This window comes from Pseudonocardia sp. EV170527-09 (assembly GCF_008369905.1).
Classification (GTDB): Bacteria; Actinomycetota; Actinomycetes; order Mycobacteriales; family Pseudonocardiaceae; genus Pseudonocardia.
Genome location: NZ_VRMC01000018.1, coordinates 12,712 through 37,580 on the forward strand (window position 1 = coordinate 12,712; position 24,869 = coordinate 37,580).

Genomic DNA, 24,869 nt, shown 5'->3' on the forward strand with positions numbered 1-24,869 from the left:
CACATGACGGCACCGCCCGAGCGGATCTGGGAGCTGGTCTCCGACATCCGCAACACCGGCCGGTTCTCACCCGAGACCGTCGACGCGCAGTGGCTGGACGGCGAGACCGGCCCGGCCGTCGGCGTCCGGTTCCGCGGCAAGGTCGTCCGCAACGGCCGCGGACCGACCTACTGGTCGACGTGCGAGATCACCGCCTGCGAGCCGGGCCGCGAGTTCGGCTTCGTCGTGCTCCTGCCCGGTGACCGGCGGGTCATCCACTGGCACTACCGGTTCACCCCGGCCACCGCTCCGGACGGCACCGAGGGAACCGAGGTCACCGAGTCCTTCCGGATGGAGCCCTCGCCCGCCACCCGGGTCTACTGGGCGCTGCTGGGGTGGGCCCGCGGGCGCACCAACCGTGCGGGGATGCGGACGACCCTGGAACGGATCCGCGCGGTGGTGGAGGGTCCGCAGGCGTGATCCGTGTCGCCCGCGTCGCCGACGTCCCCGCCCTGCGTGAGATCGAGCGCGCGGCGGGGGAGCCGTTCCGGGCGATCGGGCTCGACGTCGTCGCCGACGACGATCCGCCACCGGCTGCGGTGCTGGCTGCCTACGTGGTGGCGGGGCGGGCCTGGGTGGCCCAGAGGAGCGCAGGCGGAACCGGGGACGGAGGGCCGCTGGTCGGCTACCTCATCGCCGATCTCGTCGACGGCTGCGCGCACGTCGAGCAGGTGTCGGTGCTGCCGTCGCAGCGCGGACGGCGGATCGGGGAGGGGCTGGTCGAGCACCTCGCCGGCTGGGCCCGGGACCGTGGGCTGCCCGCGCTGACCCTGACCACCTACCGGGACGTGCCGTGGAACGGCCCGTACTGGGCGCGGCTCGGCTTCCGTGAGCTGATCGCGCCCGGCCCGGAGCTGCGGGCGATCCGGGAGCACGAGGCCGCGCGCGGTCTCGACGTGTGGCCGCGGCTCGCGATGCGTCGCGAACTGGCCGGTTCCTGACGGTCCCCGGCCGTAGGGTCGGCTCCATGAGCAACCCGTTCCTCGCCCCGAGCGCGCTGCCGTGGGGTCTGCCCGACACCTCCCGGATCACCGACGAGCACTACCTGCCCGCGTTCGAGGCCGGGACGGCCGAGCAGCGCGGAGGTGGCGGCGATCGTCGCGGGAGAGGGCGAGCCCACCTTCGACGACACGATCGTCGCCCTGGAACGCTCCGGCGCCACGCTGGACCGGGTGGCGCGGTTGTTCTACACGCGTGTCTCGGCGGACTCCTCGCCCGCGGTGCGCGAGATCGAGGCCCACGTCGCGCCGATGCTCGCCGCGCACGCCGACGCGATCGCGCTGGACCCGGGGCTGTTCGCCCGGATCGACGCGTTGCACTCCCGTCGTCACGACCTCGGTCTCGACGCCGAGTCACTGCGGCTGCTGGAGCGCCACCACCGTGACATGGTGCGCGCCGGGGCCCGGCTCGGTCCCGACGAGCAGGCTCGGCTGCGGGAGCTGAACGCGGAGCTGTCCGGGCTGACGACCCGGTTCGGTGCGGCGCTGCTGGCGGGGGCGAACGCCGCAGCCGTGCACGTCACCGACCGGTCCCGGCTCGACGGCCTGTCCGAGGATGCGATCGCCGCCGCCGCGTCCGCCGCGGCCGAGCGCGACCACGCCGACGGCTGGCTGATCACCCTGGTCCTGCCGACCGCGCAGCCCGCGCTCGCGGTCCTGACCGACCGGTCGCTGCGCGAGGAGCTGTTCCGCGCCTCGACGACCCGCGGACAGGCCGGGGAGCACGACACCCGCGCCATCGTGCTGGCGATCGTGCGGCTGCGCGCCGAGCGGGCCGCGCTGCTCGGGTACCCCGACCACGCGTCGTACGTGATCGACGATGCCACCGCGGGGACGGCGGAGGCCGCGGTCGCGATGCTGGAGTCGCTGGTCCCCGCGGCGGTCGCCAACGCCGACCGGGAGGCCGCGGAGCTGGCCGGCGGCGTCGAGGGCGACCTGGAGCCGTGGGACTGGGCGTTCGAGGCGGAGCGGGTGCGCCGCGAGCGCTACGCCGTCGACGACGCGGCGCTGCGCCCGTACCTGGAGCTCGACCGGGTGCTCACCGACGGCGTGTTCCGCGCCGCGTCCGAGCTGTACGGGATCTCCTTCACCGAGCGCACCGACCTGCCCGCCTACCACCCGGACGTGCGGTGGTGGGAGGTCCGCGAGAGCAGCGCAGGCGGAACGAACGGCGACGGTGACGGCGAGCCGCTCGGGCTGTTCGGCGCCGACCTGTGGGCACGGCCGTCGAAGCGGGGCGGTGCGTGGATGAACTCGCTGGTCGACCAGTCGTCGCTGCTCGGGACGCGGCCGGTGGTGCTGAACACGCTGAACCTGAACAAGCCCCCGGCCGGGGAGCCCGCGCTGCTCACCCTCGACGAGGTCCGCACCCTGTTCCACGAGTTCGGGCACGCCCTGCACGGGCTGTTCTCCGAGGTCGAGTACCCGACGTTCTCCGGGACCTCGGTGCCGCGCGACTTCGTCGAGTTCCCCAGCCAGGTGAACGAGATGTGGCTGGAGGACCCGCAGGTCCTCACCTCGTTCGCCCGCCACCACGTGACCGGTGAGCCGCTGCCCGACGAGCTGCTGGCCGCGTCGCAGGCCGCGCGCGGGTACGGCGAGGGCTTCGCGACGACGGAGTACCTGGCCGCGTCGCTGCTGGACCAGGCGTGGCACCGGCTGTCCCCGGCCGAGGCCGCCGGGATCACCGACGTGCTCGCGTTCGAGCAGCAGGCGCTGGAGGCGGCCGGGGCCGCGCACCCGCTGGTCCCGCCGCGCTACCGCAGCACGTACTTCAACCACGTGTTCGGCGGCAGCGGGTACGCGGCGGCGTACTACTCCTACATCTGGGCCGAGGTGCTCGACGCCGACACCGTCGCCTGGTTCGGCGAGCACGGCGGCCTGCGCCGGGAGAACGGCGACCGGTTCCGTCGCGAGGTGTTGTCGCGTGGCGGCGCCGTCGACGCGATGGAGGCCTACCGCTCGTTCCGTGGCCGCGACCTGGAGATCGCGCCGCTGCTGGCGCGCCGCGGCCTGGCCGGCTGACCCGGCACACACGACCGCCCGCCGTCCGGTGGGGAGCGCCGGGCGGCGGGCGGTCGTGTGGGGAGTGCTACTTGTACTGACGCATCCAGGCGACGCGCATCTCCGACGGCTCCGGCGAGCCCCCGTCGGGGAAGTAGTCGAGCTGGATCGTGGCGTGCATCGGACCCGGGGGGAACGTGCTGGGGTCCTCGGAGCGGAACCATTCGACGCCGTCGATGTAGCCGACGATCGCGTCCGGGGTCCACTCCACGGCGTAGTTGTGCCACTGGGTGATGTCGATCTGCTTCTTGGCGTCCTTCTGCGAGTTCGAGCTGCCGTAGTGCAGGAAGAAGGACACGTCGTCGCTGGCGCTGGTGGTCTCGGCGAAGTCGATCTCGCCACCCTCCGGCCAGGACACCTCGCTCGGCCACAGCAGCAGCACCGGGTGGTACTGCTTGTCGCCCTTGGGGAACTGGGCGCGCATCTCCCACTTGCCGTACTTCTGCGGGGTGCCCCAGGCCATGCCGCCGGTGTTGCCCTGCGAGTCGCCGCGGATGACCAGGTTGCCGTTCTCCACCGAGATCGCGTCGGAGGTGCGCTTGCCCTGGCCGTCGTGGCCTTCGCCGTTGTAGGGCGACCAGTTGCTCCCGAGGGTGGACCCGAGGAACTCGTCGCCGCCGATGGCCTGCCAGCCCATCTTCAGCGCGGCCTGGATGCCGTCGCTGGCGACCTGGACGGCGCCGCCGATCGGACCGGCGGGGGCACCACCGGAACCGCCGGAGCTCGCGGCGGCCCGTGCCCGTTCGGCGGCCTCGCGACGGCGCTGTTCGGCACGACGCTCGGCGGCCTCCTGCGCGGCCAGTGCCTGGCCGATCTGGCCGGACGCGCCCTGCGCGGCGTCGCCGAGTGCGGAGCCGCCCCCGTTGGCCAGCACCGGTCCGGCCGACAGCGTGGTGTCCGACGCCGACCGGCGCGACGAGTCGTTGACCATCGCCGCGGACAGCGACGGGTCCTCGGTACCGGGCTGCAGCAGTGTCAGCACCATCGTCGCGGCGAGTACCGCGGCGGCGCCGACGCCCAGCGGGGCGAACCGGCGGATGCGGGAGCGGGTGGGACGTGAGCGGTCGATCGCGACGACCGAGCCCGTCCCCGACAACGAACCGGAGCCGTCCGGCTCGTGCAGCCCGGCGATGACCCCGCCGTCGACCTCGGTGCGTGGCGCGGGCACCTCGGCCTGCAGGGTCTCGGGCCCGCCGGGAACGAGAGAGGTCGAGGGGGAGGGGGCCCCGCCGAACAGCTCCACGCCGGACAGCCCCGCCGCCGACGACGACGCGACCCGCCGTGCGCGACGGCCCGGCGTCCGGGTGGCGGGCACGGCGTGCGCGCCCGTCCCGGTGGCCGTCGGGTCCACGGCGGCCGTCGCGTCCCCGGCCACCGCGGTGTCCCCGGTCGCCGCGTGCGCCCCGGTCCCGGTGACTGCGTGCGGCCCGGTCCTGGTGGCAGCGTGCGCCCCGGTTCCGGTGGCCGCGTGGGACCCGGTGCCGGTCGCGCGGCTACGCGGCGCCCACGGGCCGGGGTCGGCCGTGTCGGCCCAGGTGATCCGCCCGGCATCCGTCGCCGCGGCACCGGTGGGGGAGTCCGCCGTGACGGCGGCACCGGTGTCGTCGGAGTCGGAGCCGGAGCGGGCGTCGCGGTCGTCGTCGAGGACGCGGTGCCGCCCGGAGGCGCTCACCCGGTCCATGAGCTGAGTGGCCGCGGGTACGGCCGATCGGGCCGTGTCGTCCGCCGGGGCGGAGGACGCGGCATGCCTGCCCCGGGGAGACGGCACAGAGGGGGAGCTGTGCTCGGCGGCGAGTCGCGCGATCAGGTCGCGGGGGTCGACCTGATCAGCCGCAGCGGAACTCTTCCGTCGCATGAGGGGAGACTCTAGGTAGGGTGACCGAGTGTGAACACCCTCGCTGAGAAGGGTGGTTGCGTCTCCGCGCCGACAGGTCGCCGGAGAGCGCCGAAGAGCAAGATCCCGCCATTTCGGCAGTATTGCTGGGCCGAACAGAGCAACCACACTCTCAGCTTCACCCGTTCGGGCTACATGGTCACGGTATGTCGCACCGTTAGCCGATTGTGACGGGCTACCGGTCGCGGAACAGTGGCCGTGCCTCCCCGGTGCTCCCCGCACGACCTCCCCGCTCCCCGACCTCCGCAGGATCTGTGAACGATCACGCTCCCCCCGTCTCGCCGTCCCTCCCGATCCCCGCACCGCGTTCCGAGATGCGCGCGCTCTGCGTGCTGCTGGCGCTGCCGCCCTCGGCGGGCACCGCCTCGCTCGGCCGCGGGCTGCGTCAGGACCTCGCCGCGGAGGGCGTGGACCTCGTCGTCGTCGCCGACGGCATCGAGCTGCTGGACACCCTGCGCTCCCGCGGCGCGGACCTGCTCGTGCTCGACATGGAGCTGCCCGGCCCCGAACCCTCGGTGCTGCTGGGCGCCGTCCAGTCCGAGTCGCCACCGACCCCGGTGATCACCGTCGTGCCGCGCGACCGGCGGGCCGGGGTGATCGGCATGCTGCGCGGCGACCGCGACGACTTCCTGATCCGGCCGTTCGTCCCGGACGAGCTCGCGTCCCGGATCCGGCTCCGGCTGCGTGCCGCCGCGGGCCTGCCGGCGCCGACGGTGCTCGGGCACGGCGGCCTGTCCGTCGACGTCGACGCCGGACAGGTCTTCGTCGACGGCCGCCGGGTCGCGCTGTCGCCGACCGAGTACGCGCTGCTGCTCGCGCTGGCCGAACGGGCGGGCGAGCCGGTCGCGCTCGACGATCTGGGCCGGCGGGCCTGGACCGAACCGGTGTCGGCCAACCTGGTGCAGGTCTACGTGTCTACCTGCGGCGCAAGATCGGTCCCGAACGGATCAGGACCATCCGGGGGCTGGGCTACCAGCTGGACGGCTGAGCACCGGCTCTCAGGACCCGAAGGACGACGCGACGTCGAGGAGCATGTCGTTCTCCTCCGGCGTGGACACGGTGACCCGCACCCCGTCGTCGGCGAACGGGCGCACGATCACCTTCCGCTCGCCGCAGTGCGCCGCGAACGCCGCGGTCCGGTCCCCGAGCGGCAGCCACACGAAGTTGGCCTGGCTCTCCGGGACGGTGAACCCGGACCCACGCAGCCCGGCGGCCACCCGGTCCCGCTCCGCGACGACGGCGGCGCAGTCGGCGAGGATCTCCTCCCGGTGCTCCAGCGCGGCAACGGCACCCGCCTGGGCGATCGAGCTGACCCCGAACGGCGGCGCCACCTTGCGCAGCGCGGTCGCGATCTCGGTGGAGGTCAGGGCGTAGCCGACCCGCAGTCCCGCCAGCCGGTAGGCCTTGGAGAAGGTGCGCAGCACGACCAGGTTCGGGTGCTCGTCGAGCAGCGGCCGGCCGCTGACGGCGTCGGGGTCGGTGACGAACTCGGCGTAGGCCTCGTCGAGCGCCACCAGCACGTCCGGCGGCACGGCGCCCAGGAAGCGGACGAACTCGTCGCGGTGCACGGCCGGGCCGGTCGGGTTGTTCGGGCTGCACACGAACACCACCCGGGTCCGCTCGGTGACGGCGGCGGCCATCGCGTCGAGGTCGTGCCGGTAGGCGGCGTCCAGCGGGACGGTGCGGATCTCCGCCCCGCCGATCTGGGTCACGATCGGGTACGCCTCGAACGAACGCCAGGCGAACAGCACCTCGTCGCCGGGGCCCAGGCAGCCGATCTGCACGAGCTGCTGGCACAGCGTCACCGAGCCGCAGCCGACCGCGACCCGCTCCGGCGCGAGGTCGTACAGGTCGGCGATGCGGCCGGTCAGCTCGACGACGCCGAGGTCCGGATACCGGTTGCCACCTGCGGCGGCACGGGCCACGGCCGCCAGCACCGCCGGAGCGGGCGGCGCGGCCACCTCGTTGCTGGCGAGCTTGACCGCCCCGGGGACGGTGCGGCCCGGCACGTAGGCGGGCAGGGTGTCCAGATCGGGGCGGATGAGCGTCATGACGGCAACGGTATCCGTCGGGGGTCGAAACGCGGGCCGGTGCTCTGGTTGAGTGACGACATGACGACCACCGCTGTCCGGACCGAGGGCGTGCCGCTGACCGACGGGGGCGAGCTGCGCCTGACCGTGGCCGAACCCGACGGTGCCGCCCGCGGCGGGATCGTGGTGCTGCAGGAGGCGCGCGGGGTCACCGACTCGATCCGGCTGCTGGTCACCGGGCTCGCCGCGGACGGCTGGCTGGCCGTCGCGCCGCACCTCTACCGCGACGCGGACGCCGGTGGCGACCTCGCCGACGGCTCGGAGGCCGCGGTGGCCGAGCACGTCGGCAGCCTGGACCCGCGCCAGGTCATGGACGACTGCGACACAGCCTTCGGCTGGCTCGGCGACCAGGGCTTCGAGGCCGACCGGATGGGAGTGCTCGGCTTCGACCTCGGCGGCACGGTCGCGTTGCACGTGGCGGCGAACCGCACCCTCGGCGCGGCGATCACCGTCGCCGGCAGCGGGATCGAGTCCTCGCCGTGGTCCAGCCTGCCCGCGCTGGTGGAGACCGCGCCGGAGCTGACCTGCCCCTGGCTGGGCATCTACTCCGAGGCGTCGGACACCGACGCCGTCGCCCGGCTGCGCGACGCCGCCGCGTCCTCGGGGAAGGCGACCGACGTCGTCGTCTACCCGAGCACCGGCTACCGCTTCGACGACGACCCGGAGTCGGCCGCCGAGGCGTGGCAGCGGGTCCTCAACTGGTTCGACGCGCACCTGCGCTGACGAACGCCCCGGCCCGCGCGGCCACCCCGGCGACGACCGCGGCCCGCCGCGCGTCGTCGGCGTCCGGGAGTGTGCCGCGGGTCAGGAGCAGGTGGTAGAGCGGGGCGGAGACCGCCCGCACCACGGCGGCCGGATCGGTGCCGTCGGGCACCTCGCCGCGGGTCACGGCGTCGGTGACGCACGGCTCCCAGGCTGCGGTGCGGGCGTCGTAGAAGCCGCGCAGCGCCCGCGCCGTCCCCGCGTCGCCGACGGCGGCGCAGATCAGCGCGGTCAGCAGCCTGCCCTGCCGTGGGTCGGCCAGCGTGGCGCGGACGAGCTCGGCGTTGGCGAGCAGGTCGCCGTCGAGCGAGCCGGTGTCCGCGCGCGGTGCGGAGGTCTCGACCATGTCCGACACCATGTCCTCGAGCACCGCCGCGACGCTGCCCCAGCGCCGGTAGACCGTCGTCTTGCCGACCCCGGCCCGCCGCGCGAGCTCGGCCAGGTCCAGCCCGGTCGGCCCGAGCTCGATCAGTGCGTCGCCCGCCGCCGCCAGCACGGCCGACCGGACCCGCGCGGTCCGGCCCCCCGGTCTGCTCATCTCCGGTGCCACGGCGCCCACCCTAGCCCTTGACGGAACCAGAGTCCCGTTTGGCGTGCTAGGTTCAAACGGAACCACAGTTCCTTTAGAGGGGAGACGGTCATGGAGTACCGACGGTTGGGACGCAGTGGGCTGCAGGTCCCGGTGCTGAGCCTCGGCGCGGGCACCTTCGGCGGGAGCGGCGAGCTGTTCGGGGCGTGGGGATCGGTCGACGTCGCCGGCGCGCGCCGGATGGTCGACCGCTGCCTCGACGCCGGGGTGACCCTGTTCGACACCGCGGACGTCTACTCCGCGGGAGCCTCGGAGGAGGTGCTCGGCGCGGCCGTCGCGCACCGCCGCGACGAGGTGCTGATCTCGACCAAGGCGGGGCTGCCCACCGGCCCCGGCCCCAACGACGCCGGCACCTCCCGGCCGCGCCTGGTCCGGGCCGTCGAGGACGCCCTGCGCCGGCTGCGGACCGACCACATCGACCTGTTCCAGCTGCACGCCTACGACGCGGGCACCCCGCCCGAGGAGGTGCTCTCCACCCTCGACGAGCTGGTCCGCGCGGGGAAGGTGCGCTACACCGGCGTCTCCAACTTCCCCGGGCGACGGCTCGTGCGGGCCCTGGACCTCGCCGACCGGCACGGGTGGGCACGGCCCGTCGCCCACCAGGTCTACTACTCGCTGGTCGGGCGCGACTACGAGTGGGACCTGATGCCGCTGGGCCACGAGGAGGGGGTCGGCGCGCTGGTCTGGAGCCCGCTGGGCTGGGGGCGGCTGACCGGCCGGATCCGCCGGGGCGCCCCGCTGCCCGCGGGCAGCCGCCTGCACGCCACCGCCGAGGCGGGGCCGCCGGTGCCCGACGACCTGCTCCACGACGTCGTCGACGTGCTCGACGCGATCGCCGCCGAGACCGGCCGAACGGTGCCCCAGATCGCGCTGAACTGGCTCACCACCCGGCCGACGGTCAGCTCGGTGATCATCGGTGCCCGGGACCCGGAACAGCTGGAACAGAACCTCGGCGCCGTCGGGTGGCGCCTCGACGACGACCAGCTGGCCCGTCTGGACGCGGTGTCCCGCCGGCCCGCGCCGTACCCGCACTTCCCCTACGAGCGGCAGGAGGGCTTCGCCCGGCTCGCGCCGCCGATCGTCGGTGCGGCCTGACCGTCCCGGTGGGGCCGGACCACTGGTGCGTGGCAGGTGCCGTCGGGGATGCTCGGGTCATGTCGCCCGTGCCGTCACCGCAGACCGTCACCGACCCGGAGGTCCCCGAGCTCCTGTGGAGCCCGGACCCGACGCGGACCGGCGACACCGAGATCGTCCGCTTCGCCACCTGGGCACGTGACGAGCGGGGCGCCCCGCTGACCGACGTCACCGACTACGCGCAGCTGCACACCTGGTCGGTGACCGACCTGGAGGGCTTCTGGTCGGCCGTCGCCGAGTACTGCGGCGTGCTGTTCCACGACCGCCCGACGGCGACGCTCGGCTCGCGGGACATGCCGGGCGCGCAGTGGTTCCCGGGCGCGACGCTGAACTACGCCGAACACGCCCTGACCCCCGGCCCCGGCCGCGCCGACGACGACGTCGCCGTCGAGTTCGTCCGTGAGGACGGCCTGGAGCGCACCGTCACCCACGCCGAGCTGCGCGACCAGGTCGCCCGCGCCCGCGCCGGGCTCGTCCGGGCCGGGGTGGGCCGGGGCGACCGGGTCGTTGCACTCGCCCCGAACTGCGTCGAGACCCTGGTGGCGTTCCTGGCGGCGGCGAGCCTGGGCGCGATCTGGTCGTCGTGCTCGCCGGACTTCGGCGCCCGCGCCGTGCACGACCGCTTCGCCCAGATCGAGCCCGCCGTGCTCGTCGCCGTCGACGGCTACCGCTACAACGGCAAGGGCTTCGACGTCCGCGACAAGGTCGCCGATCTGCAGGGCCGGCTGCCGACGCTGCGTGCGACCGTCCTCGTGCCCTACCTCGACCCCGACGCCACCCTCGACGGCACGACGACCTGGGCCGAGTTCACCGCCGAGACCGGCCCGCTGGAGTTCACCCCCGTCGCGTTCGACCACCCGCTCTGGGTGCTCTACTCCTCCGGCACCACGGGCCTGCCGAAGGGCATCGTGCACGGCCACGGCGGGATCGTCGTCGAGCACCTCAAGGCGATGCGCCTGCAGCACGGGCTCGGGCCGGGGGACCGGTTCTTCTGGTTCACCACCACCGGCTGGATGATGTGGAACTTCCTGATCGGCGGCCTGCTCGTGGGTGCGACGGTCGTGATGTTCGACGGCAGCCCCGGACACCCGGACCTCGGCGCGCTGTGGGCACTCGCCGCGAAGCACCGGGTGGCGCTGTTCGGCGTCTCCGCCCCGTACGTGCAGTCCTGCATGAAGGCAGGTCTGCGTCCCGGCGAGGACCACGACCTCTCCGCGATGCGCGCGCTCGGCTCCACCGGCGCCCCGCTGTCGGTCGACGGCTTCCGCTGGATCGGCGAGGCTGCCGGGTCGCACATCCAGATCTGTTCGGTCTCCGGCGGCACCGACGTGTGTGCCGCGTTCCTCACCAGCGCCCCGACCGTGCCGGTCTGGCTGGGGGAGCTGTCCTGCGCGGCGCTCGGCGCCGACGTCCGGTCCTGGGCCGAGGACGGCACCGACCTGCTCGACGACGTCGGGGAGCTGGTCATCACCACGCCGACCCCGTCGATGCCGGTCACGTTCTGGAACGACCCGGACGGCACCCGGCTGCGCGAGTCCTACTACGAGGACTTCCCCGGCAACTGGCGCCACGGCGACTGGGTCCGCCGCACCCCGCGCGGCTCCTACGTCATCTACGGCCGCTCGGACTCCACCCTCAACCGCGGCGGGGTCCGGATGGGCACCGCGGACTTCTACGCCGTCGTCGAGAACGTGGAGGGCGTCGCCGACTCGCTGGTGATCGACACCACCGCGCTCGGCGCCCGCGAGGAGGGCACCCTGCTCTGCTTCCTGGTGCTCGACGACGGCACCACCCTCGACGACGTCGAGCCCACCCTGCGCACCCTGCTGCGCAAGGAGCTCTCGCCGCGGCACGTGCCGGACCGGTTCGTCGTCGTCGACGCGGTGCCGCGCACGCTGAACGGCAAGAAGTGCGAGGTGCCGGTGAAGAAGATCCTCTCCGGGACCGCACCGGAGAAGGCGGTGTCGGCCGGCGCGCTGCAGAACCCGGACGCGCTGACCCCGTTCGTGGCCCTCGCGGGAGCCTGACCTGCTCCGGACCGGGGTCCCTCGGTCAGGGGGACCCCGGTTCGGGAGGACCGGAACGCGCGTGTAGTGTTGTACTCGCTGGTGGCCGTCAGGCACCGGGGAGGCTTCGCCTAGTCTGGTCTATGGCGCCGCACTGCTAATGCGGTTTGGGGTAACCCCCCATCCCGGGTTCAAATCCCGGAGCCTCCGCACCGGCACGGCGGTCGATACACCGGTCGCCGGCCGACAACTGAAGATTGCTACGCTGGAGACAGCGACGCGCCCGTAGCTCAACGGATAGAGCATCTGACTACGGATCAGAAGGTTAGGGGTTCGAATCCCTTCGGGCGCACACGATCGGGCCCCGACCACCACTGGTGGTCGGGGCCCGATGTCGTTCCGGGGGAACCCGGTCAGTCCTTCGTGAAGGACTCCCCGACCTTTCTCGCCGGCCTGTTCCAGGGTGCTCTTGGCCTGCTGCGCCCCGGGTGGCGGGAGCGCTACGCGTCGGTGACCGCGACGTGTCGGCCGTCTCCCGGCGTCGGCGCAGGACTGTGAGAACGCCGGAACACGCCGTTACCCCCGGGAAACCGGGTCGCCCCCGTTCCGCGCCAGGCTCGGTCCGCGTTCCGGACGTCCCCGAGCCGAAGGAGGTGCGACGTGGCGTACTGGACCACCGACGACCGTACCGCGGCGGAGCAGGTCGGCCACCGGCGCGAGGTGCCACGGTCGCCCGGCGCACTCCTCCCGCCGGGACCTGGGTTCCGAGGCGCCTGCGGGATAGTGTCCTGGCTCACGGCACCGACGCCGGCGGAGCCGATGCGAGCTGTCGAGGAGGCCCCGAGTGCGCTACTGGACCACTGAGGACCGCCCGGCCGGTGAGCAGTTCAGCTACTGGCGCGAGGTGATCTGCGAGGCGTTCACCCCGCTCGCCGCGGAGCTGCCCGGCGCGCGGCGGACCGGCCGGGCCCATGCGCACGAGATCCGCAGCTGGGTGCGCTCCAGCAGGCTGACCGCCACCAACTGTGCCGAGGTGTCGTCGGCGACGCAGCTCATCACCCACGGCGCGGCCGAGGTGCGGCGCACCGTCACCGACCACGTGTTCGTGAACCTGCAGATCAGCGGTCACTGCGTGGGGACCCAGGCCGGGCGCCGCTGCGTCGTCGGGCCGGGCGGCTTCGCGCTGTTCGACACGACCCGCGAGTACGGGCTGGAGTTCGTCGCCGACGACCGGACCGAGGAGTGGCGCTGCGTCTCGTTCCGGGTGCCGCGCGCCCGGCTGCTGCCGCTGGTCGCCGACCTCGACGGCGCCACCGCGACGACCCACGACGGCGCCGCGCCCGGCATGGCCCGCATCGTCGCCTCCACCATGTTGTCCACCTGGAACGGCCTCGACGCGCTCGACCCGGCCGGCGCGGACGCCGCCGACACCGCGTTCACCACGCTGCTCGCCGCCGCGGCCGGCGGCTCCGACGAGCTGCGCGACACCGGGCGCGTGGACCTCGACGCGGGTCTGCGGGCCGCGGTCAACCGCTACCTGGCGGCGCACCTGCGGACCGGGGACACCTCGGCCGGCGCGGTCGCGGCCCGCTTCGGCATCTCGATCCGCAAGCTGCACCAGCTCTACGAGGGCACCGACCGCAGCTTCTCCCGCACCGTCATGGCCCTGCGCCTCGACGGGTGCACCCGCGAGCTCGCCGCACCGGCGCGGACCGGGACCCTCACCGAGCTCGCCGCCCGCTGGGGCTTCGCCGACCTGTCCCACCTCAACCGGGTCTTCCGCGCCCAGCACGGCTGCCTGCCGTCGGAGTACGTCGACCGCGGCCCGGACGGACCGTGCACGCCGGTACCGGCCGCCGTGCACACCGGTTCGATCCCGGGACGGGGTGTGACGGCCACCATCGCGTCGCGTCCCTGACCCCACGGTCGGGTCGGGGCCCGACCGGAAGGTATCCGACGATGACACTGGACTTCTCCCTCGACGCCGAGCAGCTGGCCCTGCGCGAGCAGGCCCGGCAGTTCGCCGACACCGTCCTGACCGGCGTCGAGCCGGCGATCGCCCCGCACCCGCAGCCCGCCGAGCGGTTCTACGCCATCGAGCCGTTCTACCGGCAGATGGTCGAGGCCGGGTTCGTCAAGGCGCTCATCCCGGCCGAGTACGGCGGCGGCCGGTTCACCTCGCTGCAGTTCGTGCTGGCCGTCGAGGAGCTGGCCCGCGTCGACGTCAACACCCCCACGGCGATCCTCGGCACCGGTCTCGGACTGTACCCGGTCGTCCACTTCGGCACCGAGGAGCAGAAGCAGCGCTGGCTGCCGGCCTTCTGCGGGACCGAGCCGAAGCTCGCCGCGATCGCCTACACCGAGGTCACCGGCGGCGCGAACTACGACTCGCCGGACCCGAAGGTCGGGGTGCAGACCTTCGCCCGGATCGAGGGCGACGAGATCGTCCTCAACGGGTCCAAGCACTACACCACCAACGCCTCGGGCTTCGACGGCCAGGGGGCCGACCTCATCGCGGTCGTCTGCCGCACCGACCCGGCACTGCCGCCGCAGGAGTCGCTCGCGGTCGTCATGGTCGAGCGGGGCACGCCCGGCGTGGAGATCACCGGCATGCTCGACACCATCGGGCACCGCGCCGCGAACTCGCCGCGCGTCGAGTTCCGCGACGTCCGCGTCCCGCTCTCGAACATGATCGGGGGCCCCGGCGACGGCATGGAGATCGTGAAGAGCGCGTTCACCTGGACCTGCGCGCCGATCGGCGCGGCCTGCGTCGGGCGGATGCGGGCGGCCTTCGACTACGCCTACGAGTTCGCGAGGACCGACAGCCGCTCCGGCCCGCACCCGGTCATCGAGTACCAGAACGCCGGGTACATGCTCGCCGACATCAAGATCCGCATCGAGGCGACCCGCTACCTGTCGTGGAAGGCGGCCGACCACTTCGACCGCACCGGGGGCAAGGACCGCGAGCTCGCGAACATCACGAAGATCTACGCCTCGGAGCGGTCGGTCGACGTCGTCTACGACGCGATGCGCCTGGTCGGGGTGGACGCCTACACCACCGAGACGCCGATCGCCGGGATCATGCAGGACGTCCTGTGCTTCCCCGTCTACGACGGCGGCAACATGGGCGTCCGCCGCCGGCACCTGCACGAGATGCTCATGGAGCCGAGCTACGACCCGCTGGCCTCGGCGGAGAACCGGCTCGCGACCGGCGCCTGACCGCCCGGGCTGGTCCCCGTGTCACGGGGGCCGGCCCGGTCGCGGGCTCAGGTGTGCGCGGCGACCGGGTCGTCGGCGGCCTCGGGCAGGATCTCGCCGTCCTCCAGCACGTTGGCACCCGGCACCTCGTGCAGGAAGATCGCCACATCGGTCTTCGCGTCCCCGGTGATCGCGCACCAGGCGTCGGCGATGCCGTGCAACAGCCGGGCCCGGACCTCCGGGGTGCAGCCGTCGCGGATCAGCCCGACCATCCGCGCGCCCTCCACCGGTTCCCCGGCCACGAAGACGCTGCCGGGCGGGACCTCGGTGAAGGTGCAGTGCACGTAGCGGGCGGGAGCGCCGGTGACCTCGCTGTGGACCCTCGTCACCGCCGCGGCGACCTCGGCACGGTGGGCCAGGGTCGCGTTCCCGGTGGGCGCGGTGAAGCGGTAGTAGGGCATCGTCGACCTCCATCGCGGGACCCGAGACGAGTTCGACCGTAACGAGGCGCATGCACGCCCGCAAGCTCGAAGGACTCGAAAAGTGTCCTAGTGTCGGGGCCCGTGAAGCACGATGAGCTCGGCGCCGCGTACTGCTCGGTGGCCCGCACCTGGGCGATCCTCGGCGAGCGGTGGACGATGATGGTCCTGCGCGAGTGCTTCCGCGGCGAGCGTCGCTACGACCACGTCCGCGACAAGCTCGGCCTGGGCAGCAACGTGCTCAACGACCGGCTGCGCGTGCTGGTGGAGGAGGGCGTGCTGGACCGCGTGCCCTACCAGGAGCGACCGGTCCGGCACGAGTACCGGCTCACGGCCAAGGGCGCCGAGCTGTACCCGGTGCTCGTGGCGCTGATGAACTGGGGCGACCGGCACGCCGTCGACGTCCCGCCGGTCCGGCTGGTGCACCGCGGCTGCGGGCATCCCGCCGAGCCCCGGCTCACCTGCGCGCACTGCGGCGAGCCGGTGGCGTGGCGGGACATGACCGCGGAGATGGAGCCCGGCGCCTGGTGAGCGGCTCGGTGCCGTCCGGTGCTGCCGGACCGGTGTCATCGGTGTCCCGGGTCGAGCAGGGCGTCGGCCGTCGCCGCGTCGCAGACCAGGGTGTGGACCAGCCCCCGAGCGCAGCACGGCGGCGGTGGCCGCGGCCCGCTCCGGGGCCCTGACCAGCGCGATCACCTCGGCCGCCGCCCGCAGGTCGGTCTCCCCGGCTGCGACCAGTTGGTGTGCCGGGCCGCTGGCGAGGATCCGGCCGGTGCGGTCGACCAGCAGCCCGACGACCTCGCCGACGGCGCCGCCCTCGGCCAGCCGTCGTCGCTCGGGGGCGGTCAGCACGTCGTACACGGTGGAGTGCCCGGCCAGCCATGCCCCGATCGCGACGACGGCGGTGTCCAGCGCGGCGCAGCGGGCCGGCGCGTCGGCGACGCCCGGCTGGGCCCGTACCGCACGGGCGGTGTCGGCGTCGGGCAGCAGCAGGGGCGCGTACGCGGCCCGCGACCGCGGGCTCGTCCGGGTCGCCATCGATCCCGGCCCGGACGTCGATGCGGCACGCTCGGGTGTCCCGGCGGGCGAACCCCTACCTGGCCGACCGGGTCCCGGCCCGCCCGCACCACGGCGCCGTCCGGTCCGGCGACGCAGGACAGCCCGCCGTAGGGCAGCGACCCCTCGGTGCCGCACCAGTTCGCGTAGGCCACGTACACCTGGTTCTCCCGGGCCCGGGCCGGTGCGTCTTGCGGTACCCGGCGAGCCGGTCGCCGTCCGGTCCGACGAGCGCGACCGCGTTGGCGACCCGGGCGCCGTCGCGTTGCGGGTAGCCGTAGAGCACCGCCGTCCCCGACGCCCTGGCGATGTCGGCGACCGCGGCCGCCGACGGCCCGTCGGCCGGTTCGGCGAGCTCCGCTACCGCCTCGGCACCGATGTCGTAGCCGGTCAGGAACATCTCCGGGGTGACGAGCAGGTCCGCGTCCGCGTCGGCGCAGGCGTCGGCGAGCCGGGCGAGGTTCCCGGCCACGTCCCGCGGCCGGGAGGCGGTCTGCAGCAGCGCGACGCGCATCAGTCCGGCAGCGTGGGCGGCGCGAGCTCGGCGAACCGGTCCCCGGGGCCGGGGTTGTCCGGCGGAGTGGCCCCGCCGAGGTGCGCGACGATCCCCCAGACCGCGTTCAGCGCGGTCTGCACCGCACCCTCCGCCCAGGCCGGGGTCCACGACACGTCGTCGCCCGCCATGAAGATCCCGCGCTCGGCCGCCGGCAGGTCGTCCTGCACGAAGTGGCAGTACATCCGCCGGTTGTAGCGGTAGTGGCCGGGCAGGGCGCCCTTGAACGCACCCAGGCTGTGCGGGTCGGACTCCCAGGTCACGGTGATCGGGTCGCCGATGACGTGCGCGCCGACGTCGACGTTCGGATAGATCTTGCGCAGGGCAGCCAGCGCGAGCTCCACCCGCTTCTCGACCGGGTACGGCAGCATCTTCAGCGAGTCGCTCATCCACGAGTACGACAGGCAGATCACCCCGGGCCGGTCCGGGCCGTTGTCGAACAGGTAGGTGCTCCGGGTGAGCCGGTCGGTCAGCGTCGTGCTCATGACCTCGCGGCCGGTGGCCGGGTCGACGTCGCGCCAGAACGGCCGGTCCACCATCACGAAGGTCTTGGTCGACTGCATGTACCGGGTGCGGTCCAGGGCCATCCACAGCTCCTGGCCGAACAGCGACTCGTCGGTGTCGATCTGGGTGGACAGGAGCCAGCTCTGGCAGGTGGTGAGCACCGCGGACACGTCGCGGGTGCCGCCGTAGACGTCGGTGACGCGGATCGTGTCCGCGTCGAGCCGGTGCAGCCGGGCGACGCCCGGGCGGGTCCCGCCCCCGTGCAGCGACGACAGGCTGGTCCCGGCGGGCCAGTGCACCAGGTCGTCGGGGGTGCGCGTCCACAGTCCCTGCGGCACCTGCTCCACTCCGCCGACGACCAGCAGCTGGTCGTCCTCGCAGCCGGTCAGCACCACCCGCAGGATCTCCAGCATCGAGTTCGGGAAGTCCGAGTCCCAGCCACCGGTCCCGAAGCCGACCTGGCCGAACGCCTCGCGGTGGGCGAAGGACAGGTCGGAGAACGCCTTCGACGTGGACACGAAGTCGTAGAAGGTGCGGTCGTCCCACACCTCGACCAGCTCCGCCCACAGCGCCCGGATGCGCGCGGTGTCGCGCTCGCGGATCGCCTGCTGCAGGTCGGTGAAGCCCGCGCCCTCCTCCAGCGCGCTCGCCCAGGCGTCGGCGACCTCGGTGAAGAACGGAGGTAGGTCGGCCAGGGTCCGGCCGTAGTACGTCCGCCCGTGCAGGTCGATCACCGTGCTGCCGGCGGCCTCGGTCAGCGGGTTGGGGAAGGGCGCGGTGTCCAGTCCCAGCAGGTCGACGTAGTGGTGGAACGCCGTCGACGAGCGCGGGAAGCGCATCCCACCCAGCTCGGCGACGATGCCGTCGGCCCCCTCGAACGGTTGCGAGCGCAGCCTTCCGCCCAGGTGGGAGGACTCGTACACGACCGGCCGCAGCCCGATGCGCATCAGCTCGTAGGCGGCGACGAGCCCGGCGATCCCGGCCCCGACGACCACGACCTCGGACCCCAGCCGGTCCGGTGGCATCCGGCCGAGACCGGCGGGGTGGGCCAGCCAGTCGTCGTAGGGGAAGGGGAAGTCCGGGCCGAACGCGGTGAGGGGTGGCTGCTCGGGGCTCATGGGTGGGCTCCTCGGGTCGTGTGCCGGGGGTCACCCGGCCCTACGACCCTAGTCAGGGCCCACCGGGGAATCAGCCCTTTCCGCGTCGCGAGCGCACGGCCCCGGTGACGATCCGCTGGTAGGTGGTCGGCAGCAGCCGCACCATGGAGTCGATGGCCCAGGCGTCCGGTCCGATGAGGACACGGCGCTGGTTGCGCCGCACGCCGTCGAGGATGGTCTTCGCGGCCCGGTCGGGGGTCGTGTTCAGCATCCGCTCGAACTCCGCGGTGGCCGCGGCGGCGGGCTTGCCGGTGGCGGTGGCGACGCTGTCGTCGACCCGGGCTGCCTTCGCGATGTTGGTGCGGATCCCGCCGGGGTGCACACAGGTCGCGGACACCGGGGAGCCGGTGAGCTCGAGGTCCTGGCGCAGCGACTCGGTGAACCCGCGGACCGCGTACTTGCTGGCGTTGTAGCCGCTCATCAGGGGCTGCGCGGCGACGCCGAAGATGCTCGACAGGTTGACGACGTGCCCCGCCCCGGCGGCCTCCAGGTGCGGCAGGAACGCCTTGGTCCCGTAGACCACGCCCCAGAAGTTGATGTCCATGATCCAGCGGTAGTCCTCCAGGGACAGGCCCCCGACGGTCCCGGACAGCGCGACCCCGGCGTTGTTCACGATCATGTGCACCGCGCCGTGGTCGGCGACGACGGCGTCGGCCCAGCCGTGGACGGCCTTCTCGTCGGCGACGTCGAGCTCGGCGGTGGTGACCCGCACCTGCGGCCCGGCGAGCGCGGCGGTCTCGGCGAGGCCCGCGGCGTCCCGGTCGGCCAGGGCGAGGTGGCAGCCGTCGCCCGCGAGGCGCAGGGCCAGCGCGCGCCCGATGCCGGACCCGGCTCCGGTGATCGCGGCGGTACGACCGGTGAAGGACTTCATCGTCGAGCTCCCCCTCCTACGGGTGTGCCGGAGACCCTAATCCGACGACGGCCGACTCCTCAGGTCCGGGTGATCGGCACCACCTACGGGACGCCCGATCCCATGGAACGGGACCGTTCCGTCTGCTAGCGTCGAATGAGACGGAACGGTTCCGTCTCGTTCACCTGGGAGGTTCCGATGAAGTTCCTCTACGACGACGAGTCCTTCTCCTTCGAGGCGCTGCGGGCCGCGGGATACGCCCCCTACGGCGGCGCCGAGCTGGGGGAGGTCCTGGTCACCTGCCGGGCGATCCCCGAGGGCGACGAGGTGGCGTGGTCCACCCAATGGGCCGCCACCGCTGCGCGGGTCGAGCGCATCGGGCGCGACGCGCTGGCCGCCGGTCACCGGGTCAGTGCCCGCGAGGCGCTGCTGCGGGCCTCGAACTACTACCGGACCGCGGACTTCTACCGCCGCGAGGACCCGGCCCGCGACCAGGAGTCCGTGCGGCTGCAGACCGCGTCGCGCCGGACCTTCGCCGACGCCGTCGCGCTGCTCGACACCCCGGCCCACGCCCTGGAGCTCCCCTACGAGGGCACCACGCTGCCTGCGTACCTGTTCACCGTCGACGGCTCGGGCATTCCGCGCCCGACCGTGATCTACCACGGCGGCTACGACTCCACCCTGGAGGAGGACTACTTCGCCCTCGCCGCCGGGGCGCTGCGGCGCGGCTACAACGTGCTCGCCTTCGACGGCCCCGGCCAGGGCAAGACCGTGCGCGCCGGGCTGCACTTCCGCCCCGACTGGGAGGCCGTGGTCACCCCGGTGGTCGACGTCGCGGTCACCCTGCCCGAGGTCGACACCGAGAAGATCGCCCTGGTCGGCACCAGTCTCGGTGGCTACCTCGCGGCCCGCGCCGCCGCCTTCGAGCACCGCCTCGCCGCCTGCGTGCTCCACGACGGCGTCTGGGACATGTACGAGACCGTGGCGGGCATGGCCGCCGCCGCAGCGGCCGCCGGCGGGATCGAGGCACTCGTGGCCGCGAGCACCTCGGCTCGCTGGCTGGTCGACAACGGGCGCTGGACCTACGGCGTGGCGACCTTCGACGACCTGCTCGAGGCCACCAGGGCCTACACCCTCGACGGCGTCGCCGACCGGATCACCTGCCCCACGCTGGTGCTCGAGGCCGAGAACGACCAGTTCTTCCGTGGCCAGCCACAGCGGGTCCACGACGCGCTGACCTGCCCCAAGGACCTCGTGGTGTTCCCGGAGGACGAGGGCGGCGGCGAACACTGTCACGAGGGCGCCACCCTGCGGTTCCACCAGGTCGCCTTCGACTGGCTCGACGGCGTCGTCGCTGACTAGTCCCATCGGGTGAACCTCGCGGCGCGCGACCGGTCTGGGCGCGCCACGGCCGAAAACGGTCCGGTCGCTCGGAATCTGCACTCTTCGTGACCGAATCATGCCTCCGGGAGGGGCATTCACCTGCGTGTTCGAGTGGCAGCGCCCCGGTTGATTTGCAGTGGACGTGACTTCTGTCGCACTATAAACAGTCAATGATGACCGTAAGTGAGGCGGATCCGAGGATCCGGGCGGTCGCAACCCGGGCGTCCCCACCTCGTTGCAGGGGAGAGCAACACACCCCGGGGTCGATGGTGACGTCGACACCGCCTCAACGAGGAGGAGGACGGTATGGGCGAGAGCACGAGCCGCGTGGCGTTCATGCGTCGCTGCGACACCGGCGGCCGCTGGCCCGGCCAGGGGCGCCGGATGCCGCGGGCCCAGTCCTCACGCGTCGTGGACCTGCTGTTGGCCGCACGCCGCCTCCTCGACGACGGTCGCCTCCCGCACCCCGAGCACGTCGTCGACCTGGGGTCGGCCCGCGTGGTGCTGCGGACGGTGTGGGCCGAGGCCATGTCCTCGCTCGGATCGGGCTCGGTCCCGTCCCCGGACCTGGTGAGCATGCTCGGTGAGGTCAAGGAGCTCGACGAGCAGCTCCTGCTCGACGAGCTCGCCCACTCCGACCGTGCGCTGCAGGGCGTCCGCACCGCGCTCGCGCAGCTCGGCGAGGCCCGCACCAGCACCACCCTGCTGGACACCGCCGCCTCCACCGCCTGCAGCCTCGGCTTCGACCGCTCGATCATCTCCCGGGTCGCGGACTCGCTGTGGATCCCCGAGCGCGTACACGTGGAACGCGACCCGGCCTGGGCCGAGGAGATCCTCACGCTGGGACGCTGTCACCCGCAGACCCTCGACGGCCGGATCGTCGAGACCGAGATGGTCCGGCGCCGCACGTCGCTGCTGGTCGACGAGGTGCAGGAACGCCCCGGCGTCAACCGGCCGATCGCCGACGCCTCGATGTCGCGCAGCTACTGCGCGGCGCCGATCCTCGTGCACGGCGTCGTCGCCGGGTTCGTCCACGCCGACTGCTACTACCAGCAGCGCAACGTCGACCCGCTCGACCGTCAGCTGCTCACCCTCTACGCACAGGGGCTCGGCCAGGCGCTGACCCGCACGATGGTCCTCGACGAGATGGACCAGATCCGCGCCGACGCCGACCGGCTCGCCCGTCGCATCACCGACGCCCGCGAGGGCGACCTCGGCGACGGCTGGTGGGGCCACGGCGAGAACGGCCGGGTCACCGAGGGGGCCCCGGGCGGCCAGACCGGTCCGCAGCGCAGCATCGTCGACGGGTTCCTGCGCTCCGCGCCGGTCGACCCGTCGCTCACCCGCCGCGAGGTCGAGGTCCTGCGGCTGATGGCCACCGGCGACACCAACGCCCGCATCGCCACCCGCCTGGTGATCTCCGAGGGCACGGTGAAGTCGCACGTCAAGCACATCCTGCGCAAGCTCGGCGCCGCGAACCGCGCCGAGGCCGTCTCGCACTGGCTGCGGGCCGAGCACGACCGGGCGGGCCGGATGCCCGCGGGTCCGGCCGGCTACCGGTGAGCGCTCGCGCGGGTTCGTCCCGCGGAGCGCTGCCCCCGCCGTTGCGGGAGTACCTGGGCCGGCTCGACGCGGCCACCCGCCACCTCACGTTCACCGCCCGCCAGGACCTGCGGTCCCACGTCTGGACCGAGCTGGCACGCACGGCGGGTCCCGCGCCGGCCGAGGAGCAGCTCGTCCGCGCTCTGGAACGCCTCGGCCCGCCCGAGGCCCTCGTGCCCTCCCCCGTGGGGGGTGCCCCGCGTGCCCCCCGCGACCCCGCGGTCGTGCACCTGCTCGGTTGTTCCCTGCTGACCGTGGGGGTGACCGGGCTGATCGGGCTGGTCCGGGTCTGGCGTTCGCCGACCTGGCCGGTCCGCGACGCGCTGACCGCCACCGTCCCGGTGGTGGCCGGTGCCGTCGCACTTCCCCTGGTGACCGGGATCCACCCGGTCGCCGGAGCACTGCTCGGCGGCCTCGGTGCGGGAGCCCCGACGGCCGCGCTCGTCCTCGGTGCGGTGCTGCTGATCCAGCGCCGGGCCCAGCGCAGGGAACTCCGTACGGAGCACGCCGCGGGGCCGGTCGCCGGTACCACCGATACCCCCAGGGGGAGGGTGATCCGCCCCCCACGGGAGGTGTGACCCCCACCTCCGCGGAGTGAGACTTCAGCTCGGTGGACCCGGACTGTTCCGGCCCCGCACTCGAAGGAGAGTTATGACCACGCCTGGGACCCTCACCCAGACGCCCGACGAGACCGTCGAGGTACCGCGCAGGACGGCGGGTTCCGGCGGGGCGGGCGTGCTGCGTCAGGTCGCCGACCCGTTCGTCACCGCGGGCGAGATGTGGCAGCTGATGGTCAAGGTGTTCGTCCTTGCCGTCCGCAAGCCGGTCGGCTTCTGGGCCGACACCCGCGACCAGTGCTTCGACATCCTCAAGCTCACCTGGCTCCCGATGTCGCTCGCGGCGTTCGGGTTCGGGTTCGGTGCGTCGGGGCTCACCGGCGGCGCCATCTTCTACACCTTCGGCATCCCGTACCGGCTCGGCGCGTTCTTCGAGTTCGCGTCGGTCCGCGAGTTCGCCCCGTTCATCAACGGGATGGTCGTCGCCGGTGTCGTCGGAACGGCCATCACGGCCGACCTCGGAGCCCGCCGCATCCGCGACGAGATCGACGCCATGGAGGTCCTCGGCGTCGACCCGATGCGGACGCTGGTGCTGCCGCGGGTCCTGGCCTGCACGATCATGACCGCCGTCCTGGACATCCTGGCGCTGGTCGTCGGTCTGGTCAGCGGCTACGTCGCGGCAGGTCCGATCTTCGACGCCAGCTACGCGGGCTACTACGGCTCCCTGTTCGACCTGCTCAACACGGTCGACCTCTGGGGCAGCGTCGTGAAGTGCGCGATCTACGGCCTGATCATCGGCGTCGTCTGCTGCTACGTCGGGCTCAACGCGAAGGGTGGTCCGATCGGCGTGGGGAAGGCGGTCAACCAGGCCGTCGTCATCTCCTTCGCCGGCATCTGGGTCATCAACTTCGTGTTCACGCTGACCATGCTCGGCCTGAACCCGCAGATGAGCGTCTACAAGTAAGGGAGGTGTCACGGACATGACGCAGCTCGACGACCGGGGACCGCAGCGCGACCCCGACCGCACCGAACTCCGGGCACCCGAGAAGCAGGGCGTGGACGTCAGCTTCTCCTCGATCACCGGGAAGCTGAAGACCGGCCTCACCGAGGCCGGCGACATCGGCCGGTTCACCGCCGACGTCGTCCGGGACTTCCCGGACATGTTCCGCCGCTACGTTCCCGAGGTGTTCCGCCAGGCGGGCATCCTGAATCTTCAGCTCCGCTCTGATCATCTGGTTCATGATGTTCATCATGGGCGGGCAGTGCGGCCTGGAGGCCAGCTACACGCTCAAGCAGATCGGCGCCCCGCTGTACTCCGCGGTGTTCGACGCCTACTGCGGCCTGCGCGAGCTCTCGGTCTACATGTGGGGCTGGATCCTCGCGGCGAAGGTCGGCTGCGGCTACGTGGCCGAGATCGGCTCCATGCGGATCTCCGACGAGATCGACGCCATGGAGGTCATGGGCATCAAGTCGAAGTCGTTCCTCGTCGGTACCCGGATCGCGGCCACCGTGATCGCCGTGCCGTTCATGTACTTCGTCGGCCTGGCCATCCTCTACGTGGCGATGTACCTGGTCACGGTGGTGAACCTCGGCGGTGTCTCACCGGGTGGGTTCCTCTACCTGTTCTGGCTGTACCAGAGCCCGTACGACATGTTCGCGGTGATGGTCAAGATCATGACCGAGTCCATCGTGATCGTCGGCGTGGGCCTCTACTACGGCTACAACGCCAGCGGCGGGCCGGTCGGCGTCGGCCGTGCCACCGCGAAGTCGATGATCATCAACCTGGTGCTGATCTCGGTCATCGGGACCATCGGCACGCTGGCCTTCTGGGGGCTCGAGACGAACTCTCCGATCGCCAACTGACCTCTCCGGGGTCGTGCCGCTCATCCCCGGCGGCCGGCCCCGGAGTTCCCCGGCCCGCCCCGACAACCCCCGAACCCCGACGAAAGCCCCC

At 72.9% G+C, this 24,869-nt stretch carries 19 protein-coding genes, 2 tRNA genes and 5 pseudogenes; 17 read left to right on the forward strand and 9 right to left on the reverse strand.

Annotation, left to right across the window (positions count from 1 at the left end; genetic code table 11):
- Nucleotides 1-3 precede the first annotated feature (3 nt).
- The 3 genes and pseudogenes from FVA95_RS07670 (at nt 4) to FVA95_RS07680 (ending at nt 3,062) form a co-directional block, all read left to right on the forward strand.
- Nucleotides 4-459, forward strand: coding sequence for an SRPBCC family protein (locus FVA95_RS07670; RefSeq protein WP_149663579.1), 456 nt, complete (start codon nt 4-6; stop codon nt 457-459).
- The gene (locus FVA95_RS07675) at nt 456-980 is read left to right on the forward strand and encodes a GNAT family N-acetyltransferase (protein WP_149663580.1); all 525 of its coding nucleotides are present in this window, start codon (nt 456-458) and stop codon (nt 978-980) included. The genes FVA95_RS07670 and FVA95_RS07675 overlap by 4 nt, the downstream gene beginning before the upstream one ends.
- Before the next feature lie 26 nt (nt 981-1,006).
- Nucleotides 1,007-3,062, forward strand: a pseudogene (locus tag FVA95_RS07680) (M3 family metallopeptidase).
- 67 nt (nt 3,063-3,129) lie between these two features.
- Here the strand turns inward: FVA95_RS07680 and FVA95_RS33650 are convergent.
- Nucleotides 3,130-4,773 carry a family 16 glycosylhydrolase gene (locus FVA95_RS33650; protein ID WP_149663581.1) on the reverse strand — a complete coding sequence of 548 codons (1,644 nt, stop codon included), beginning with the start codon at nt 4,771-4,773 and terminating at the stop codon, nt 3,130-3,132.
- Nucleotides 4,774-5,309: 536 nt separating this feature from the next.
- Between FVA95_RS33650 and FVA95_RS33830 the strand changes: the two are divergent.
- Nucleotides 5,310-5,609: pseudogene (locus FVA95_RS33830) on the forward strand (DNA-binding response regulator); the annotation flags it as partial.
- Nucleotides 5,610-5,993: 384 nt separating this feature from the next.
- Here FVA95_RS33830 and hisC read toward each other — a convergent pair.
- Nucleotides 5,994-7,046: a histidinol-phosphate transaminase gene (gene hisC, locus FVA95_RS07695; RefSeq protein WP_149663582.1), complete on the reverse strand. Its 1,053-nt coding sequence runs from the start codon at nt 7,044-7,046 to the stop codon at nt 5,994-5,996.
- A gap of 60 nt (nt 7,047-7,106) precedes the next feature.
- Here hisC and FVA95_RS07700 point away from each other — a divergent pair, with 60 nt between their 5' ends.
- On the forward strand, nt 7,107-7,808 hold the full coding sequence (locus FVA95_RS07700; protein ID WP_075309056.1) for a dienelactone hydrolase family protein: 702 nt from the start codon (nt 7,107-7,109) through the stop codon (nt 7,806-7,808).
- Here the strand turns inward: FVA95_RS07700 and FVA95_RS07705 are convergent.
- A complete protein-coding gene (locus FVA95_RS07705) occupies nt 7,780-8,397 on the reverse strand; it encodes a TetR/AcrR family transcriptional regulator (RefSeq protein ID WP_205015791.1) in 618 nt (205 codons plus the stop codon). The genes FVA95_RS07700 and FVA95_RS07705 overlap by 29 nt on opposite strands.
- A 90-nt stretch (nt 8,398-8,487) precedes the next feature.
- Here FVA95_RS07705 and FVA95_RS07710 point away from each other — a divergent pair, with 90 nt between their 5' ends.
- From FVA95_RS07710 to FVA95_RS07735, 6 genes are all read left to right on the forward strand, one after another.
- On the forward strand, nt 8,488-9,531 hold the full coding sequence (locus tag FVA95_RS07710; RefSeq protein WP_149663583.1) for an aldo/keto reductase: 1,044 nt from the start codon (nt 8,488-8,490) through the stop codon (nt 9,529-9,531).
- A 59-nt stretch (nt 9,532-9,590) separates the two neighbouring features.
- The gene (locus FVA95_RS07715) at nt 9,591-11,597 is read left to right on the forward strand and encodes an acetoacetate--CoA ligase (protein WP_149663584.1); all 2,007 of its coding nucleotides are present in this window, start codon (nt 9,591-9,593) and stop codon (nt 11,595-11,597) included.
- A 99-nt stretch (nt 11,598-11,696) separates the two neighbouring features.
- Nucleotides 11,697-11,786: transfer RNA gene (locus FVA95_RS07720), tRNA-Ser, on the forward strand.
- A gap of 69 nt (nt 11,787-11,855) precedes the next feature.
- A tRNA-Arg gene (locus tag FVA95_RS07725) sits at nt 11,856-11,928 on the forward strand.
- Nucleotides 11,929-12,420: 492 nt separating this feature from the next.
- Nucleotides 12,421-13,494 carry a helix-turn-helix domain-containing protein gene (locus FVA95_RS07730; RefSeq protein WP_149663585.1) on the forward strand — a complete coding sequence of 358 codons (1,074 nt, stop codon included), beginning with the start codon at nt 12,421-12,423 and terminating at the stop codon, nt 13,492-13,494.
- Between the two features lie 41 nt (nt 13,495-13,535).
- Nucleotides 13,536-14,795, forward strand: a complete 1,260-nt coding sequence (locus FVA95_RS07735; RefSeq protein ID WP_149663586.1) for an acyl-CoA dehydrogenase family protein — start codon at nt 13,536-13,538, stop codon at nt 14,793-14,795.
- A 47-nt stretch (nt 14,796-14,842) separates the two neighbouring features.
- Here FVA95_RS07735 and FVA95_RS07740 read toward each other — a convergent pair whose 3' ends face one another.
- Complete coding sequence (locus FVA95_RS07740; protein ID WP_149663587.1) at nt 14,843-15,235, reverse strand: tautomerase family protein; 393 nt, start codon at nt 15,233-15,235, stop codon at nt 14,843-14,845.
- 102 nt (nt 15,236-15,337) lie between these two features.
- Between FVA95_RS07740 and FVA95_RS07745 the strand changes: the two genes are divergently transcribed.
- The gene (locus tag FVA95_RS07745; RefSeq protein WP_149663588.1) at nt 15,338-15,784 is read left to right on the forward strand and encodes a helix-turn-helix domain-containing protein; all 447 of its coding nucleotides are present in this window, start codon (nt 15,338-15,340) and stop codon (nt 15,782-15,784) included.
- A gap of 162 nt (nt 15,785-15,946) precedes the next feature.
- Here FVA95_RS07745 and FVA95_RS33835 read toward each other — a convergent pair.
- The 5 genes and pseudogenes from FVA95_RS33835 to FVA95_RS07765 form a co-directional block, all read right to left on the reverse strand.
- Nucleotides 15,947-16,291, reverse strand: a pseudogene (locus FVA95_RS33835) (sugar-binding domain-containing protein); the annotation flags it as partial.
- Between the two features lie 116 nt (nt 16,292-16,407).
- Nucleotides 16,408-16,470, reverse strand: a pseudogene (locus FVA95_RS33840) (hypothetical protein); the annotation flags it as partial.
- Between the two features lie 38 nt (nt 16,471-16,508).
- Nucleotides 16,509-16,823 (reverse strand): annotated as a pseudogene (locus tag FVA95_RS07755) (nitrilase-related carbon-nitrogen hydrolase); the annotation flags it as partial.
- Nucleotides 16,823-18,484: an NAD(P)/FAD-dependent oxidoreductase gene (locus FVA95_RS07760; protein ID WP_149663589.1), complete on the reverse strand. Its 1,662-nt coding sequence runs from the start codon at nt 18,482-18,484 to the stop codon at nt 16,823-16,825. The pseudogene FVA95_RS07755 and the gene FVA95_RS07760, both read right to left, overlap by 1 nt.
- 70 nt (nt 18,485-18,554) lie before the next feature.
- Entirely contained in the window at nt 18,555-19,394 is an 840-nt protein-coding gene (locus FVA95_RS07765) for an SDR family oxidoreductase (RefSeq protein WP_149663590.1), read from the reverse strand.
- A 177-nt stretch (nt 19,395-19,571) separates the two neighbouring features.
- On the opposite strand from FVA95_RS07765, the gene FVA95_RS07770 reads away from it, so the two are divergent.
- From FVA95_RS07770 to FVA95_RS07790, 5 genes are all read left to right on the forward strand, one after another.
- A complete protein-coding gene (locus tag FVA95_RS07770; protein ID WP_149663591.1) occupies nt 19,572-20,735 on the forward strand; it encodes a S9 family peptidase in 1,164 nt (387 codons plus the stop codon).
- Between the two features lie 327 nt (nt 20,736-21,062).
- On the forward strand, nt 21,063-22,319 hold the full coding sequence (locus FVA95_RS32730) for a LuxR C-terminal-related transcriptional regulator (protein WP_240051334.1): 1,257 nt from the start codon (nt 21,063-21,065) through the stop codon (nt 22,317-22,319).
- On the forward strand, nt 22,316-22,936 hold the full coding sequence (locus FVA95_RS07780; protein ID WP_149663592.1) for a hypothetical protein: 621 nt from the start codon (nt 22,316-22,318) through the stop codon (nt 22,934-22,936). The genes FVA95_RS32730 and FVA95_RS07780 overlap by 4 nt, the downstream gene beginning before the upstream one ends.
- 73 nt (nt 22,937-23,009) lie before the next feature.
- A complete protein-coding gene (locus FVA95_RS07785; protein ID WP_240051335.1) occupies nt 23,010-23,879 on the forward strand; it encodes an ABC transporter permease in 870 nt (289 codons plus the stop codon).
- 275 nt (nt 23,880-24,154) lie between these two features.
- Nucleotides 24,155-24,778 carry an ABC transporter permease gene (locus tag FVA95_RS07790; protein ID WP_240051336.1) on the forward strand — a complete coding sequence of 208 codons (624 nt, stop codon included), beginning with the start codon at nt 24,155-24,157 and terminating at the stop codon, nt 24,776-24,778.
- Nucleotides 24,779-24,869 lie beyond the last annotated feature (91 nt).

Bases quoted from the DNA above. Each gene is read 5' to 3' on its own strand.
- FVA95_RS07715 (WP_149663584.1), top strand. From the start codon at position 9,591: ATGTCGCCCGTGCCGTCACCGCAGACCGTCACCGACCCGGAGGTCCCC.
- FVA95_RS07710 (WP_149663583.1), top strand. From the start codon at position 8,488: ATGGAGTACCGACGGTTGGGACGCAGTGGGCTGCAGGTCCCGGTGCTG.
- FVA95_RS07700 (WP_075309056.1), top strand. From the start codon at position 7,107: ATGACGACCACCGCTGTCCGGACCGAGGGCGTGCCGCTGACCGACGGG.
- FVA95_RS07760 (WP_149663589.1), bottom strand. From the start codon at position 18,484: ATGAGCCCCGAGCAGCCACCCCTCACCGCGTTCGGCCCGGACTTCCCC.
- FVA95_RS07770 (WP_149663591.1), top strand. From the start codon at position 19,572: ATGAAGTTCCTCTACGACGACGAGTCCTTCTCCTTCGAGGCGCTGCGG.
- FVA95_RS07790 (WP_240051336.1), top strand. From the start codon at position 24,155: ATGATGTTCATCATGGGCGGGCAGTGCGGCCTGGAGGCCAGCTACACG.
- FVA95_RS07735 (WP_149663586.1), top strand. From the start codon at position 13,536: ATGACACTGGACTTCTCCCTCGACGCCGAGCAGCTGGCCCTGCGCGAG.
- FVA95_RS07785 (WP_240051335.1), top strand. From the start codon at position 23,010: ATGACCACGCCTGGGACCCTCACCCAGACGCCCGACGAGACCGTCGAG.
- FVA95_RS07765 (WP_149663590.1), bottom strand. From the start codon at position 19,394: ATGAAGTCCTTCACCGGTCGTACCGCCGCGATCACCGGAGCCGGGTCC.
- FVA95_RS07740 (WP_149663587.1), bottom strand. From the start codon at position 15,235: ATGCCCTACTACCGCTTCACCGCGCCCACCGGGAACGCGACCCTGGCC.
- FVA95_RS07670 (WP_149663579.1), top strand. From the start codon at position 4: ATGACGGCACCGCCCGAGCGGATCTGGGAGCTGGTCTCCGACATCCGC.
- FVA95_RS32730 (WP_240051334.1), top strand. From the start codon at position 21,063: ATGGGCGAGAGCACGAGCCGCGTGGCGTTCATGCGTCGCTGCGACACC.
- hisC (WP_149663582.1), bottom strand. From the start codon at position 7,046: ATGACGCTCATCCGCCCCGATCTGGACACCCTGCCCGCCTACGTGCCG.